This window comes from Sphingomonas sp. (genome assembly GCF_036387595.1).
GTDB lineage: Bacteria > Pseudomonadota > Alphaproteobacteria > Sphingomonadales > Sphingomonadaceae > Sphingomonas.
The window spans coordinates 1-13,745 of record NZ_DASVTL010000059.1 but is presented as its reverse complement, the minus strand read 5'-3'; the positions used below and the strand labels follow the sequence as shown (position 1 = coordinate 13,745).

Sequence of the window (13,745 nt, the reverse complement as noted above, 5' to 3'; positions counted from 1 at the left end):
GGACCAGGGGATGATGTCGATCTTCTCGCCCTGCATTTCCTGCACCACCGCCTGGACGCGGCTGCCCTTCATGCCGACGCAGGCGCCGACGGGGTCGATGCTGCTGTCGTGGCTGATGACGCCGATCTTGGCGCGGCTGCCGGGATCGCGCGCGGCGGCCTTGATCTCGATGATGCCGTCGTAGATTTCGGGGACTTCCTGCGCGAACAGCTTCTTCATGAAGTCCGGGTGGGCGCGGCTGAGGAAGATCTGCGGGCCGCGGTTCTCGCGGACGACCTTGAAGATCAGGCTGCGGATGCGGTCGTTGACGCGCACCACTTCGCGCGGGATCTGCGCGTCGCGGCGGATGACGCCCTCGGCGCGGCCGAGGTCGACGACGACGTGGCCGAATTCGACGCGCTTGACGACGCCGGTGATGATCTCGCCGGCGCGGTCCTTGAACTCCTCATACTGGCGCTCGCGCTCGGCGTCGCGGACCTTCTGGAAGATCACCTGCTTGGCGGCCTGTGCGGCGATGCGGCCGAATTCGATCGGGGGCAGCGGATCGACGATGTAATCGCCGAGCGTGGCATCCTTCTGGAGCTTCTGCGCCTGGGCGACGTCGACCTGCTTGAAATAGTCGTCGACCGCCTCGACCACCTCGACGACGCGCCACAGGCGCAGGTCGCCGGTGGTCGGGTCGAGTTTGGCGCGGATGTCGTTCTCGGCGCCGTAGCGCGACTTGGCGGCGCGCTGGATCGCGTCCTCCATCGCCTCGATGACGATGCCCTTGTCGATCATCTTTTCGGAGGCGACCGAATTGGCGATCGCGATCAGCTCCGCGCGATTGGCGGTGGCGGTTGCGCCAGAAGGACTGGGGGTGGCCATCACTGTTCTTCCTCTACTGCGGTGTCATCGACACCGTCTTCGTCCAGTTCTTCGAGTTCGTCCGCGCCGTCGGTGGAAAGCGGCGCGGTGGCGGCGATCAGGCGATCGGTCATCACCAGCTTTGCGTCGCCGACGTCGGCGAAGGCGACGCTTGCCATGCCGTGCTGACCCAGGTCGACCGCGATCGTGTCTCCTTCGACCCCCGCCAGGTTGCCGGTCAGCTGCTTGCGGCCGTCCACGGGTTGGACCAGCCGAATCCGCGCCTCGTGCCCGGTCCAGTCGGCGAAGTCCTTCAGCCGGGTCAGCGGCCGGTCGATGCCGGGGGAGGACACTTCCAGCCGATACGCCTCCTCGATCGGATCGCGACCCTCGGCCTCCATCGCGTCGAGCAGGTCGGAGATGCGATGCGACAGCGCGGTGCAATCGTCGATGTTCAACTGGCGCGTGTCGGGGCGCTCGGCCATCACCTGCAACGTCGGGTCGCCCTTGCCGCCCTGCATCCGCACGCGCACCAGGTCGAAACCGAGCGCATTGGCCTCAGGCTCGATCAGGCGGTGCAGGAGGGCGATGTCGGTCAACAAATTCGTATCCGGATAAACGTGCAGGATCGGCGCCGCGGGGAAAACCCCGCAGCCTCTTTCACCTGGCGATGTAAGAGAATGTGAAGGCGATATACCCCGGAGGACACTTGCGCACAAGCCCGCATCCATTCCGCCGTGCCGGGCGTTGCTCATCGAAGCCTATTCGGGAGATCATTCATGCGCCTTCACTATCTCTGCAGCCTGCCGCTCGCGCTTCTCGCCTGTTCGGGCAATGCCGCGCCGCCGCAGGCCGCGGGCAAGCCGTTCGTCGAGAACGTCATAGCAAATTTCGATTCGCCTTGGGCCATGGCGATCTTGCCCGACGGGCGCGTGCTGGTGACCGAAAAGGACGGCCGCATGCTGCTTCTCATGACGGGAACCCGCCCGAACAAGATCAGCGCGACGATGCCGGTGGCCGGCATCCCCAAGACCGACAGCGCCGGGCAGGGCGGGTTGATGGACGTCGTCATAGCACCTGGCTTTGCGCAAAACCGCCTTGTCTACTTCTCCGGGTCGGTAGCCGGGCCAAGCGGCAAGGGCGTGGTGCTTTGGCGGGGCAAGCTGGTCGAAAGCAATCAAGGGTTCCGGCTTGAGGATGTAGTCGAACTGTTCCGCGCGAACACATTCGTGGAGGGCAACGGCCATTACTCCGGCCGCATCGCATTTTCGCCCGACGGCCAGTATCTGTTCTTCACCAACGGCGACCGGCAGAAGTTCACGCCCGCGCAGGACAAGGGCGCGACGCTCGGCAAGGTATTGCGGCTGACGCTGGACGGCAAGCCCGCCCCCGGCAATCCGCTGGCCGCGAAGGGCTTCGCGCCCGAGGTGTGGAGCTATGGCCACCGCAATCTGCTCGGCATCGCCTTCGACGCACAGGGCAATCTGTGGGAGCAGGAGATGGGGCCGAAGGGTGGCGACGAGGTCAATCTGATCGTGGCAGGCCGCAATTACGGCTGGCCCAATGCGTCCAACGGTTCGCATTATGACGGCCGCGACATCCCCGATCACAAGGCGGGCGACGGCTATGAGCCGCCCAAGGTTTCGTGGAACCCGGTTATCTCGCCGGGTGGGTTGATGATCTATTCGGGCGCGATGTTTCCGCAGTGGCGGGGCGACGCCTTCATCGGCGGGCTGTCGTCCAAGGCGCTGGTGCGGGTCGACCTGAACGGCACCGATGCGGCCAAGGGCGATCAATGGGACATGGGCGCGCGCATCCGCGAGGTCGAGCAGGCGCCCGACGGCGCGATCCTGGTGCTGGAGGATGGCGGCGATTCGCAGGGGCGGTTGATCCGGTTGTCGGCGAAGTAGGTTCTCGATTCCCTCTCCCCGCGGGAGAGGGAGGGAGGCGCGTAGCGCCGGAAGGGTGAGGGTGAGATTCAGCCGCTAGCCGCCCTCACCCTTCCGCGGCTCTGCCGCTCCCTCCCTCTCCCATGGGGAGAGGGATTCAGGGGCGCACGAGCAGATAGTTCATCCTCGCCGCGGCGATCGGCTTGCCGCGGTCGTCCTGCCAGGCGGTCGCCTCGACGTTGGCGACGCGGGTGCCGAGGCGAGTGACATTGCCGGCCGCGCGCGTCGGCTTGTCGCGGCCGCCGCGCATGAAGTCGACGGTTACGTTAATCGGCTTGATGCGGCCGCCTCCTTCTGCGGCCAGCGCATGATCCAGCGCGGCGATCGCTGCCATCTCCAGCAACCCCGCGATGGCGCCGCCGTGGAGAAAGCCGGGGCGGCCGAGCACGTCGTCGGCGAACGGCATGACGAGGACCGGCACGCCCTCTCCCGCTTCGATCGAGACGCCGAGGACATCGGCATAAGGCGGCAGCTTCATGCTCACGCCTCCAGCGTCATGTAGGTGCCGGCGACATGGGCGATCGGATCGTTCGGGTCGCCATCGTGCGCCTGCCCGCGGATGAAGGCGATCGCGCGCGTGATGCGATAGCATTCGCCGCGCCCGATCACCGCATGGCCGCTGCGCGCCGGCCGCAGATAATCGACGCGCAGGTCGAGCGTGGCGTGGGGCACGAAGACGCCGCGCTTCGCCCAGACTGCGATGCTGGTCGCGATGTCCATCAGCGCGATGATCGGCCCGGAGGCCAGAACCTGCGCCGAGACATCGCCGATCAGGTCGGGCGACCACGGCAATTCCATCTCTACCCAGTCCGGGCCATGGGCGCGGTAGGCGAGCGCCAGCCGCGCGCCATGCCCCCCGAAGCGCGCCCGCGCGAACCGTTCGACGTCGAAAACCATGACCGCGCTTATCACGGACGCGGCGGCGTGCAACAGGACGGCGAACGATAAGAGAGAGGCTTCCAATGAACGATCGGGTGACCATGACCGTCGATGGCGGCGTCGCCGACGTCCGGCTGAACCGGCCAGACAAGATGAATGCGCTGGACCCGGCGATGTTCGACGGCATCATCGCGGCGATCGACGCGCTGGCGGCGATGCCGGCGGTGCGCTGCGTTGTCTTGTCGGGGGAAGGGCGGGCGTTCTGCGCGGGGTTGGACATGGCGTCGATGGCGGCGGGTGGCTCCGGCATCGACCTGACGACGCGCAGCCACGGCCTGGCCAACCGGGTGCAGCAGTTGGCGTGGGGATGGCGGATGCTGCCCATGCCGGTGATCGCGGCGGTCCACGGGGTGGCGTTCGGCGGCGGCTTCCAGATCATGTCGGGGGCGGACATGCGCATCGCGCATCCGGACACCCGCTTCGCCATCCGCGAGAGCCATTGGGGGCTGGTGCCTGACATGGCGGGCGTCGCGTTGTGGCGGACGCTGGCGCGCGACGACGTGCTGCGCGAGCTGAGCTATACGGCGCGCGAGTTCGACGCGCGCGAGGGCGAGCGGCTGGGCTTCGTGACGCGGCTGTCGGACGATCCGCTCGCCGGGGCGATGGCGCTTGCCGCCACGATCGCCGCGCGCAGCCCGCAGGCGATCCGGGGGATCAAGCGATTGTACAATCTGGCGGCCGATGCCGACGCAGCGGCGGTGCTGCAAGCCGAAACCGACGAACAGCTGAAGGTGACACGCACCCCCGACCAGATCGAACAGGTGCGCGCAAACATGGAGCGACGCGCGGCGGTATTCGGGGACTAGGCGCCCGCCGTTTTACGGCGACGCCGTGATCCGAGTCATATAGGGAATGTGAATGCGCCAGCTTTCGGTGATTTCATTGTTTTCCGGTGCGATGGGGCTGGACGCCGGGCTGGAGCAGACGGGACGTTTCCGGCTCAGGGTCGCCGTCGAGAAGGAGCATGCGTTTTGCTCCACGATCGGGCGAACATCGCCGCGGGCATACTGCCGGCCGATCTTACCGTGATCGAAGACGATATTCGCAACGTCGATCCCCGCGACGTGTTGCGCGCAGCGAAGATCGAGCCGGGCGAATTGGACCTTCTGGTCGGAGGGCCGCCGTGCCAATCGTTCAGCACCGCGGGCAGGCGCGGCACCATCCAGGATCCGCGCGGGGAGTTGCTGTGGGACTTTCTCCGGTTCGTGGAGATAACGAAGCCGAAGTTCTTTTTAATGGAGAACGTGCGCGGGTTGCTGTCCGCGGCGCTTCGTCACCGCAAGCTGGCCGATCGGCCCGAGCGAGGCGGGCCGCCGCTCGATGACGGCGAGGTGCCCGGCTCGGTCGTTCGCCTCTTCGCCGACGATCTTCGACAAATCGACGCGCGCTATCATATGGACTGTTTCGAGGTGAATGCGGTCAATTACGGCGCGCCGCAACTTCGCGAGCGCGCTATCTTCATCGGCAACCGCTTCAACGCCAAGGTCGATTTTCCGCGTCCGACACACGGCAGCCCCGAGCAATGCGCGGCGCCGCCCGCCGACCTGTTCGCGGCCGGCACGTCCATCGCGCCGTGGGCGACCCTGGGCGATGCGATCGGCGGACTGGATGACCCCGGCCCGGTCATGATGGACTTCTCACCCCGCAAGAAGTCGTTCCTCGCCCAAGTTCCGCCCGGTTCCAACTGGCGGAGCCTTCCCGTCCAGACCCAGCAGGAATCAATGGGCAAGGCCTGGCACGCCAAAGGCGGCCGATCCGGCTGGTGGCGGCGGCTGTCGTTCGACCTTCCGTGCCCCACGCTGGTGACGATGCCGAACCATGCGAGCACATCATTGTGCCACCCTGTCGGGGTCAGGGCGCTGTCGCTGAAGGAATATGCGCTGATCCAGGAATTTCCAGAAGAATGGCGCTTTGCGGGCACCGTGTCGCAGCAATATGCGCAGGTGGGCAATGCCGTCCCCGTCCGGCTCGGGGCGATTGCAGGCAAGGTCGTCGCCGATGCCTTCGACAAACGCGCCCGGCGCGATTTCAAGCCCTATGCGCGGCAGCCGGAGCATTTTCGCACCGTATACATCCAGTCCCATGTGCGAACGCGGCAGTGGTTCAAGGGCGGCGAAACCTTCGTCTGGAACGATGGCGGAACGTCGATCAAGCCGACCTATGGCGCGATGGTGAGCGCACGGCGGATCAAGAGGATGGTGAACGGCTGATGGCGAGAGGGCACCTTGATCTTCCGGCAAGGGAAAAGCCGCTTGTCCTGTCCAAGCGCAAGATCTTCGAGGCGCTGGCGCGCATCGACGGTGATGCGGATGCCAGGACACGTATCCTCACTATCGAGACCGGTTTCAGGAAGAAGATCGACTCGCATCTGCTCGGATTGCCGACCGCCCAGGCGAACTTTCAGAAATTCAATACCAGCCCGTTCGTCCTGATGTTCTATTCGAAGAAGCGCGGGTATACGCGCGTTTCCGAAATAGAAAGCGACATCATACCAGCCAAGGTCTTCTCGTCGATGGAGACATCCGCCGGTCGCATGGTCGAAGAGGTCGTGTTGCCTGTATATGGCTGGAAGTCGTGCCGAGCACGATGCATCGGTCGAGTCGCTTCTCGACGCCGGAAGATCGGCGGCGAGCAGTTTTGCGCGGTAACGCTGAAAAGCGGTCCGCGGTGCCTGAACGACGAAATGGCGCAGAATATCGGTAGAGACGTCGCGCGCAACGTGGCGGCCTGGGCGCGGAACAATGAAGCCGATACCGTCGATTTCACCTACGGGGTTCTTTACGGAACCAAAGCCGCGTCGAACAAGAAGGACTGGCACGTCCTGCGCAGCATAGTGGAGGCCTTGCCGGTTTCGGCCGAGATCGTGGATACACACAGGCAGTCGTGGAAGATGTGATACCGGCACGAGGGCCTTGATGTAAGCGCGGCAGTTCGTATCGGCATCGACTGGTGGCGCTATCTCGGCGACGAGAATACGTGGCTGGAGATGTGCGTCGCTCTAATCCGGGCCTGTGTCGCACTGGTCGGCCCGCGCCGGGATACGCCCGCCTATACCATCGCCGATCTGGGCGCGATCCTTGATCTGTCGGGAAAACCCCAGGACTTCAATGTTTCCCTGATCCAGGAGAGCCAGCTGGAATGGCTTCTCTTCGTCTGTCGGCATTTCTGCGACGGTTTCGAAGCCTGATCGGTATTGCCCTACTTCTTGATAAGCCCGATCTCTACAAGCCGTTCGTGCAGGTAATCGTGCGCGGTGATCGGGGTGGGGTAGCGGTTGGCGTTGTCCGCGGTGATCGTCGCGGGCAGCGTCTCGATCAGGAAATCGGGGGCGGGGTGGAGGAAGAAGGGCATCGAATAGCGCGAATGGCCACGGCGTTCGGGGGGTGGGTTGACGACGCGGTGGGTGGTGGAGGGCAGGAGGTGGTTGGTCAGCCGCTGCAGCATGTCGCCCACGTTAACGACCATCGCGCCCTCGGGCGGCTTGATCGCCATCCACTGGCCGGTCTGACGGTCGAGCAGTTCGAGTCCCGCCTCCTCGGCGCCGAGCAGCAGGGTGATGAGGTTGATATCCTCGTGCGCGCCCGCCCGCACCCCTTCGGCATCCTGCGGGATCGGCGGGTAATGGAGCAGGCGCAGGACGCTGTTGCCGTCCTTCACCGCGGGATCGAACCAATCGGGGGCAAGGCCCAGGTAGCGCGCGATCGCCGAGAGCAATCGGTCGCCGGCGCGATCGAAGGCGGTGAAGAGTTCGAGGAACGTGTCCCTGAACGTCTCGGGCCGCGCTGGCCAGACGTTGGGGGCCATGCTGTCGGCATAACGGTGACCCGCGGGCAGTTCGCGGCCGACGTGCCAGAATTCCTTCAGATCAACCGCGCTCGCGCCCTTGGCGATCTCGGTCTTAAACGGTGTGTAGCCGCGCGCGCCGCCGCCGCCGGCCTTGAAATAGCCGCGCTTCTCCTCGTGGGGCAGCGCGAACAGCGCCGCGGTCTCAGCCCAGGCTCGTTCGATCAGCGGCTTCGAAATGCCGTGATCGGCGACAATCGCGAAGCCGTAGCGTTGGAAGGAGGCGCCGAACTCGGCAGCGAAGGCTTGCGGGTCGCTCGCCTGCTGCGTGAGGCTGAGCGTGGGCACCTGGGCCAAGGGCGTGTCGAGCATGGGGGCTGTCCGCATCGAAGATGGAAGTGCCAACATAGGCGCGCGGGTCGCCCGACGCAAAGCCCGGGCCGCCCCCAGAGGTGTTATGGCTCGGTAACACGGCGTAATACGTATGCGCCGGGCGTGCAAGCGGGTGGGCATCCGGGCGGTGCGTCCCTATCTGCCGACGATGACGGACATGACGAGACAGGCCGCGCGCCCAAGCGCCGGCGAGATGACGGGCGCGCCGATCGGCTTTGCCGAGTTCGTGGCGCTGATCGCCGCGCTGATGGCGCTGGGCGCGCTGGGCATCGATTCGATGCTGCCCGCGCTGCCCGCAATCGGCGAAGCGCTGGGGGTGGCGAACGAGAATGCGCGGCAGTTCGTCATCACCGCCTTCCTGCTGGGCTTCGGCGTCGCACAGCTGGCGCACGGGCCGCTGGCGGATCGGTTCGGGCGGCGCCGGCTGCTGATCTGTGCGCTGGCCGCTTATGCGGTGACCAACGTGGCCGCTGCGATGGCGGGCAGCTTCACGTTGCTGCTGGCGGCGCGCGTGGTCGGCGGCGCTGCGGTGGCGGCGACGCGGGTGGCGAGCATCGCGCTGGTCCGCGACTGCTATCACGGGCCGGCGATGGCGCGGGTGATGTCGATCGCCTTCATCGTTTTCATGATCGTGCCGGTGCTGGCGCCGACGCTGGGCCAGGGGGTGCTGCTGATCGGTGATTGGCGCGCGATCTTCTGGGTGATCGCCGGTATGACGCTCATCATCCTGGCGTGGTTCGCGATCCGCATGCCCGAGACGCTGGACCCGGCCGACCGCCAGGGGATCGCGCCTGCGCGCATCATCGCAGGGTGGCGTCAGGCGATCGTCGATCGCCAGTCGCTGGGCTATACGCTTGCCGGCGCGGCCCTGATCGGGGCGCTTTACGGCTATATAAATTCCATCCAGCAGGTGATGTACGACACGTTCCGCCGGCCCGAGATGCTGGCGATCGTCTTTGCCGCGACCGCCGCGACGATGGCGCTGGCCAATCTGTTCAACGCACGGCTGGTGATGCGGCTGGGGTCGCAACGCATCAGCCACGTCGCGATCATGGGGCTGATCGCGGCCAGCGCAGTCCATTTGACGATGTCGGTGGCCGGCGTCGAGACGCTGCTGACCTTTGCCATCGTGCAGGCGGTGACGATGGCGTGCTTCGGGCTGGCGACGTCGAACTTCGGCGCGATGGCGATGGAGAACATGGGGCGTATCGCGGGCACCGCATCCAGCGTGCAGGGCTTCACCACCATCACCGTCGGCACGATCATCGGCGCAGCGATCGGTCAGGCATTCGACGGGACGACCGGGCCGATGTCCGCCGGTTTCCTGGTGGCGGCGGTGTGCGCGCTGGCGCTGGTGCTGGTGACCGAGCGCGGCCGGCTGTTTCAACCGGCCTGACGAGCCCCACGGAACCGCGGGTGCCCGATCGCCGTTCGCGCTCCATGAACTTGCCGCGACCTCGCGGCATCATGGAGATTGGGCGATGGGCGGACATCAGATTCCCGGCATGGGTCCGGGCGACGACGGTTACGACGAGGAAGGCTATGACGAGAGCCAGCGCGCCGAGATCCTGGAGGCGACGCGCGACGGGCCGAGCGACGGGCTGATCCTGACCGACCTCGAACCCGATCTGGGCGACGCCGATGACGAGGATGAGCCGATCGACGATCTCGACATGGATTCCGAGGAAGTCGGCGAGGCATCGTCCGACGTCGATATGGACGAGGACGACATCGACGAGGACGACGCGCAGGACGCGTTTGATGCCGATGCGGTCGGCAAGGATGTCGATGGCGACGACAGCGACGACGACCTCGACGATGCGGACGACGTCGCACTGCGGCCGTAAGGTTCGGCGTGCGACGCCTGCAGCATGATGGCGTTGAACTGACTTGCTTCCGTTCGTCCTGGGGGGGCCTTAAGTGGCGAAGGCCTGTGTCTAAGGGTGTGGACTCACCTGTCCTTCGAGACGCCGCTTCGACTTCGCTCAGCGGCTTCTCAGGACGAACGGAAGATTTTCGGCCAGCCTCTCAGGTCCAGCGGATCAGTATAAGGTCATCACGCCTTGAGGGCGCGGCGGGATCGAGCCCGCCGCGCCGCAACGACCGGAGGCCCGCGATGCGTGCCCATGCGGCCTTTCCACCGCCGTCCTCTAACGTGGCGCACCCGCGGAAGGTCACTGGAAAGTCACGTCCTACGCGCCCTTTTCCAAGGGATCAGGCGCTGTGTTCGTGTGGCGGTTCGGGGAGATAGTTATTCACCTCGAGCAGGTCGGCATCGACATCGGTATCGACCAGCGCCGCCATTGCCTCGGGAAAGCCGCTCGCGATCGCGCCGATCGCGTCGGCGCGTCCGCGCGGATCGGCCGCGTCACCGAACAGGGCGGGGCGGAGGTGGCGGAGCAGGAACATCAGCATGCGATCCGACGGCACGCTGGTTTCCGCGACGATGCGATCGTTGCGCCACATCTGGCGCGGCGTGCCGGTGATCCCGCGTTCGAAGGCGACGGCGGTGAGGCGGTTGGTGGCCGTCATCAGCGCCGAGTCCCAGGCGCGTGCGAAGGCGGCGCCCTGAGGGTGGTTGCGCAGGCGATAGGCCGAGCGCGGCGTGATCGCCGCCGCCTCTGCCGCGTGCGCGATGCTGCCGGTATTGGCGAGCGTATTGAGGAACATGCCCTGCCGCTCCGCGGTCCACCCGTCCTTGCGCCGACGCAGCGCGACGACCGGCTCGGGATCGCGATTGCCGGGCTTGCGGATGTCGGGCTGATTGCTGCTGAGGGCATCGGCCCAATAGACCTTGGGATCGATGTGGCTTTGCTCGGAGAGTTGCATCGGACGGCTCCTGATCGTGGAGCCGGGCCAGTTATACGTGTCGGCGGCTGTAGCGGCAACATTGCCAATCGCGGAGCCCGAGTCCATGCAGCGGACGTGTCCACGATCCATCTTGTTCCCGATGACCTCCGCCAGCTTTACCACGTCGACGAGTGGCGCAACGCGGCCGGCGTTCTGGCCACGGCCTGCCCGGCGGAGTGGGCCGAGGTCATCGATGTCCTGCGCGGTTTCCGCCTGCTGCGTTCGGAGGTCGAGGCGGCCGGCGGGTCGAAGTCGCCCATCGCGAGCCAGATCGACGGCGGCTTCTACGCGCGCGGTTGGAAGGAGAAGCAGTTCCAGACCGCGATCACGCTGGACGGGGAGACCTTCGCCAGCCCGACGCACAAGATCGACTGCCTGAAGGGCCGTGTCGCTCTCGAAGTGGAATGGAACAACAAGGATCCGTTCTTCGACCGCGATCTCAACAATTTCCGCCTGCTGTTCGATTTGCGGGCGATCGACGTCGGCATTATCGTGACCCGCGGCAGCGAACTTCAGGCGATCTTCAAGTCGCTGGGCAAGGGCAATTCCTATGGCGCTTCCACTACCCACCGCGACAAGCTGAAACCGCGGATCGAAGGCGGCGGGGGTGGCGGGTGTCCGGTGCTGACGTTCGCGATCCGGCCCGAACTGTACGTCGACGATGGCCCGCCGAGCGCCGAGCAGGTTGCCGCGGCGGCCGCGATGCCGCTATACGAATAGCTATTCGGCCGCCTCTGCCACCGCGCTGTTATGGGCATAGGTCGCCCAATCGGGTTTGTAGCTGTCGTCGGCCTGGTTGCCCCAGACCGTCCAGCCGGGGCGGGTGCCGCGGCTGAACATTTCCAGTCGCGGCCCCCAGCTGCACGATTCGATCAGGTCATATTGCTCGTCGGGCTTGCGGCTGTGTTCGCGCTTGCGGGTGCCGATCAGATTGACCTGGCTGCGGCCGGGCGCGAGCGTGCGCGCGTTCTTGCCGCGAACGCCGAACAGCAGCAATTCGGTGACGTTGCGGAAGTAGAAGCCCACCCCGCGGCCGTCCGATCCGCCGTCCTTGCGCACCTTGTGCCAGACGATGTTCGATATGTAGCGGAAGCCCCAGGCGTCCATCACCCGCAGCCCTTCGGGCAGCAGGGCGTTGGGCACCCAGAGATAGAGGTGCGACGGATCGTCTGCGATGTCGGCGACCGGCAGCGCGCAGATGTCATCGAGGGTCATCGTGCCGTAGCGGTTGAGCCGCTTATGCTCGGGCGCGACCTTGCCGGTGCGGTTCTGGAACTGCCACGGCGGATCCGCGAGGATCGTCCCGAACCGCTTCCCGCGCGCGATGGCGAGCAGGGTGGTGTGGGTTTCGAGCGGGTCGGCGGGGGGGAACATAATAGGATCTTGATGTGTTGTGATAGGCTCGGTCAAGGCCTCTTTTCGATAAAAGGAGGAAGTTTGTACGCAGCCAATGCCTGCTGTGCCGCCTGAGCCTCGATTTGTTTGCGCTGAATCTGACCACCAAGATAGGCGCGGAACTTGCCGCCTTTGATGTAATCTTCCCTCAGCCACCGCTTAAAATCCCCAAGCGCTGCTTCGGGATAGCACCACGGAGTTTGTGGATTGGAAACGGACTGTGGAAAATAGCCGGGGTAATAGTGCTTATATTCGAGGCGCGCACCATGCCGCACTTCAAGATTATTATCGTTCCAATGTCGAGCCCAACATTGGCCTATGCTGATATCGGGGATGATATTCTCGTTAGAAAATATTCCACTTTGCCCTAGTGTGACGGTAATTTCTGCACTTTCTTTGAAAATGCTAAAGAAGCCGTCGGGTGCGCTGTGGTAAACAAGAGAAACGCGATCATGGAATGCTTGCCACTGATCGCCTAAATCCCGAGTTGGTTGATAGCCAACGCTCTCATAAATCGCATCTCTGAAGCCCTTTCGTGCTAGGATGCGAAAATTATCACGCGCTTCTTCTTGGCAGAATTGGCCAGCATCAAATGCGTAATATTCAATTACCGCAAGAGATATTTCCTCTCGATAAGCATAGATAGTTCTACCACCAACCCTGACTTGAACATGACCCTCGGTAAGCTCATAACCATTCCGTGCCAAAATATCACGAATTTTGTTAATCCGTGGTTTTGGAACTGCGTCTCTCCATTGGCTGCTAATGGTGCCAATGTGCGCGTTCTCCACGCCACAAAGAACCGCTAAGCCTCGCTGTGTCAAAAAGGGTGTGCCGTCGCTGAGCACTCCCATTCCTAAAGGGTCCACGCGCGCGCCATCCAGATCGCTCAACGCAAGAGAGCCTTGCTGACCACTTTCAGTTTGAACGCTAGCTGGAAGTCTAAATACCGCTACCATCTGAAACTCCTACTCCGCCGCTACCCCGGCCATCCCAAACATGTCCGCCTCACCCAAATCCTCGTTCGCCACCGGCCGCACGATCTTGGCCTTCTGGCGCTTGTCGAACGAATCCCACACGTCGTTCCACTGGCCCTTGGTCGCCGCCTTCGAATACTCCGTCGCGCGCTGTTCGAAGAAATTCGCGTGCTCGACGCCGTTGAGCATCGGTGCCAGCCAGGGGAGGGGGTGTTCGTCGATCATGTAGATCGGCTTCAGGCCGAGCTGGCTCATCCGCCAGTCGGCGATGAAGCGGATGTACTTCTTGATCTCCTTGGGCGTCATGCCGTGGACCGGACCCATTTCGAACGCCAGGTCGATGAAATTGTCCTCCAGCCGGATCGTCGTCTGGCAGACGTCGGCGATATCGTCCTTGACCGCCTTGGTCAGGCACTGGCGCTCGTGGCAGAAGGTGTGGAACATCTTGATGATGCCCTCGCAATGCAAGGATTCGTCGCGGATCGACCAGGTGACGATCTGGCCCATGCCCTTCATCTTGTTGAAGCGCGGGAAGTTCATCAGCATCGCGAAGCTGGCGAACAGCTGCACGCCTTCGGTGAAGCCGCCGAACATGGCCAGCGTGCGGGCGATG

Annotated in this window: 17 protein-coding genes; 8 read left to right on the top strand and 9 right to left on the bottom strand. The window is 64.5% G+C overall.

Features of this window, described 5'->3' with window-relative positions; genetic code table 11:
* Together nusA and rimP are read right to left on the bottom strand one after the other, a co-directional pair.
* On the bottom strand, window positions 1-867 hold an 867-nt coding region (gene nusA / locus VF643_RS05190; RefSeq protein WP_331042311.1), incomplete at its 3' end, for a transcription termination factor NusA.
* On the bottom strand, window positions 867-1,445 hold the full coding sequence (rimP, locus tag VF643_RS05185; protein WP_331042310.1) for a ribosome maturation protein RimP: 579 nt from the start codon (window positions 1,443-1,445) through the stop codon (window positions 867-869). The genes nusA and rimP, both read right to left, overlap by 1 nt.
* 180 nt (window positions 1,446-1,625) lie before the next feature.
* Between rimP and VF643_RS05180 the strand changes: the two genes are divergently transcribed.
* Window positions 1,626-2,756 (top strand): PQQ-dependent sugar dehydrogenase, encoded by a 1,131-nt coding sequence (locus VF643_RS05180; protein WP_331042309.1) that lies wholly within the window; start codon window positions 1,626-1,628, stop codon window positions 2,754-2,756.
* A gap of 136 nt (window positions 2,757-2,892) precedes the next feature.
* Here VF643_RS05180 and VF643_RS05175 read toward each other — a convergent pair whose 3' ends face one another.
* Window positions 2,893-3,273: a PaaI family thioesterase gene (locus VF643_RS05175; protein WP_331042308.1), complete on the bottom strand. Its 381-nt coding sequence runs from the start codon at window positions 3,271-3,273 to the stop codon at window positions 2,893-2,895.
* Window positions 3,274-3,275: 2 nt separating this feature from the next.
* The gene (locus tag VF643_RS05170) at window positions 3,276-3,692 is read right to left on the bottom strand and encodes a PaaI family thioesterase (RefSeq protein ID WP_331042307.1); all 417 of its coding nucleotides are present in this window, start codon (window positions 3,690-3,692) and stop codon (window positions 3,276-3,278) included.
* A 65-nt stretch (window positions 3,693-3,757) separates the two neighbouring features.
* On the opposite strand from VF643_RS05170, the gene VF643_RS05165 reads away from it, so the two are divergent.
* From VF643_RS05165 to VF643_RS05150, 4 genes are all read left to right on the top strand, one after another.
* Window positions 3,758-4,540, top strand: coding sequence for a crotonase/enoyl-CoA hydratase family protein (locus tag VF643_RS05165; protein WP_331042306.1), 783 nt, complete (start codon window positions 3,758-3,760; stop codon window positions 4,538-4,540).
* Between the two features lie 48 nt (window positions 4,541-4,588).
* Entirely contained in the window at window positions 4,589-5,944 is a 1,356-nt protein-coding gene (locus VF643_RS05160; RefSeq protein WP_331042305.1) for a DNA (cytosine-5-)-methyltransferase, read from the top strand.
* A complete protein-coding gene (locus VF643_RS05155; protein WP_331042304.1) occupies window positions 5,833-6,630 on the top strand; it encodes a PmeII family type II restriction endonuclease in 798 nt (265 codons plus the stop codon). Before VF643_RS05160 ends, VF643_RS05155 begins: the two co-directional genes overlap by 112 nt.
* 90 nt (window positions 6,631-6,720) lie before the next feature.
* Window positions 6,721-6,921 (top strand): hypothetical protein, encoded by a 201-nt coding sequence (locus tag VF643_RS05150; protein WP_331042303.1) that lies wholly within the window; start codon window positions 6,721-6,723, stop codon window positions 6,919-6,921.
* 11 nt (window positions 6,922-6,932) lie between these two features.
* Here the strand turns inward: VF643_RS05150 and VF643_RS05145 are convergent, their stop codons facing one another.
* Window positions 6,933-7,889: an isopenicillin N synthase family dioxygenase gene (locus VF643_RS05145; protein ID WP_331042302.1), complete on the bottom strand. Its 957-nt coding sequence runs from the start codon at window positions 7,887-7,889 to the stop codon at window positions 6,933-6,935.
* A 178-nt stretch (window positions 7,890-8,067) separates the two neighbouring features.
* Here VF643_RS05145 and VF643_RS05140 point away from each other — a divergent pair, with 178 nt between their 5' ends.
* Entirely contained in the window at window positions 8,068-9,306 is a 1,239-nt protein-coding gene (locus VF643_RS05140; protein WP_331042301.1) for a multidrug effflux MFS transporter, read from the top strand.
* An 85-nt stretch (window positions 9,307-9,391) separates the two neighbouring features.
* Window positions 9,392-9,757: a DNA primase gene (locus tag VF643_RS05135; protein WP_331042300.1), complete on the top strand. Its 366-nt coding sequence runs from the start codon at window positions 9,392-9,394 to the stop codon at window positions 9,755-9,757.
* Between the two features lie 367 nt (window positions 9,758-10,124).
* Here VF643_RS05135 and VF643_RS05130 read toward each other — a convergent pair whose 3' ends face one another.
* Window positions 10,125-10,739: a hypothetical protein gene (locus tag VF643_RS05130; protein WP_331042299.1), complete on the bottom strand. Its 615-nt coding sequence runs from the start codon at window positions 10,737-10,739 to the stop codon at window positions 10,125-10,127.
* A 96-nt stretch (window positions 10,740-10,835) separates the two neighbouring features.
* On the opposite strand from VF643_RS05130, the gene VF643_RS05125 reads away from it, so the two are divergent.
* The gene (locus VF643_RS05125; protein WP_331042298.1) at window positions 10,836-11,480 is read left to right on the top strand and encodes a BglII/BstYI family type II restriction endonuclease; all 645 of its coding nucleotides are present in this window, start codon (window positions 10,836-10,838) and stop codon (window positions 11,478-11,480) included.
* Here VF643_RS05125 and VF643_RS05120 read toward each other — a convergent pair whose 3' ends face one another.
* From VF643_RS05120 to VF643_RS05110, 3 genes are all read right to left on the bottom strand, one after another.
* Window positions 11,481-12,134, bottom strand: coding sequence for an MT-A70 family methyltransferase (locus VF643_RS05120; RefSeq protein ID WP_331042297.1), 654 nt, complete (start codon window positions 12,132-12,134; stop codon window positions 11,481-11,483). It abuts the gene before it with no gap.
* Between the two features lie 32 nt (window positions 12,135-12,166).
* A complete protein-coding gene (locus VF643_RS05115; protein WP_331042296.1) occupies window positions 12,167-13,114 on the bottom strand; it encodes a hypothetical protein in 948 nt (315 codons plus the stop codon).
* A 9-nt stretch (window positions 13,115-13,123) separates the two neighbouring features.
* Window positions 13,124-13,745 (bottom strand): ribonucleotide-diphosphate reductase subunit beta (locus VF643_RS05110; RefSeq protein ID WP_331042295.1); only part of this gene is annotated, 622 nt, incomplete at its 5' end.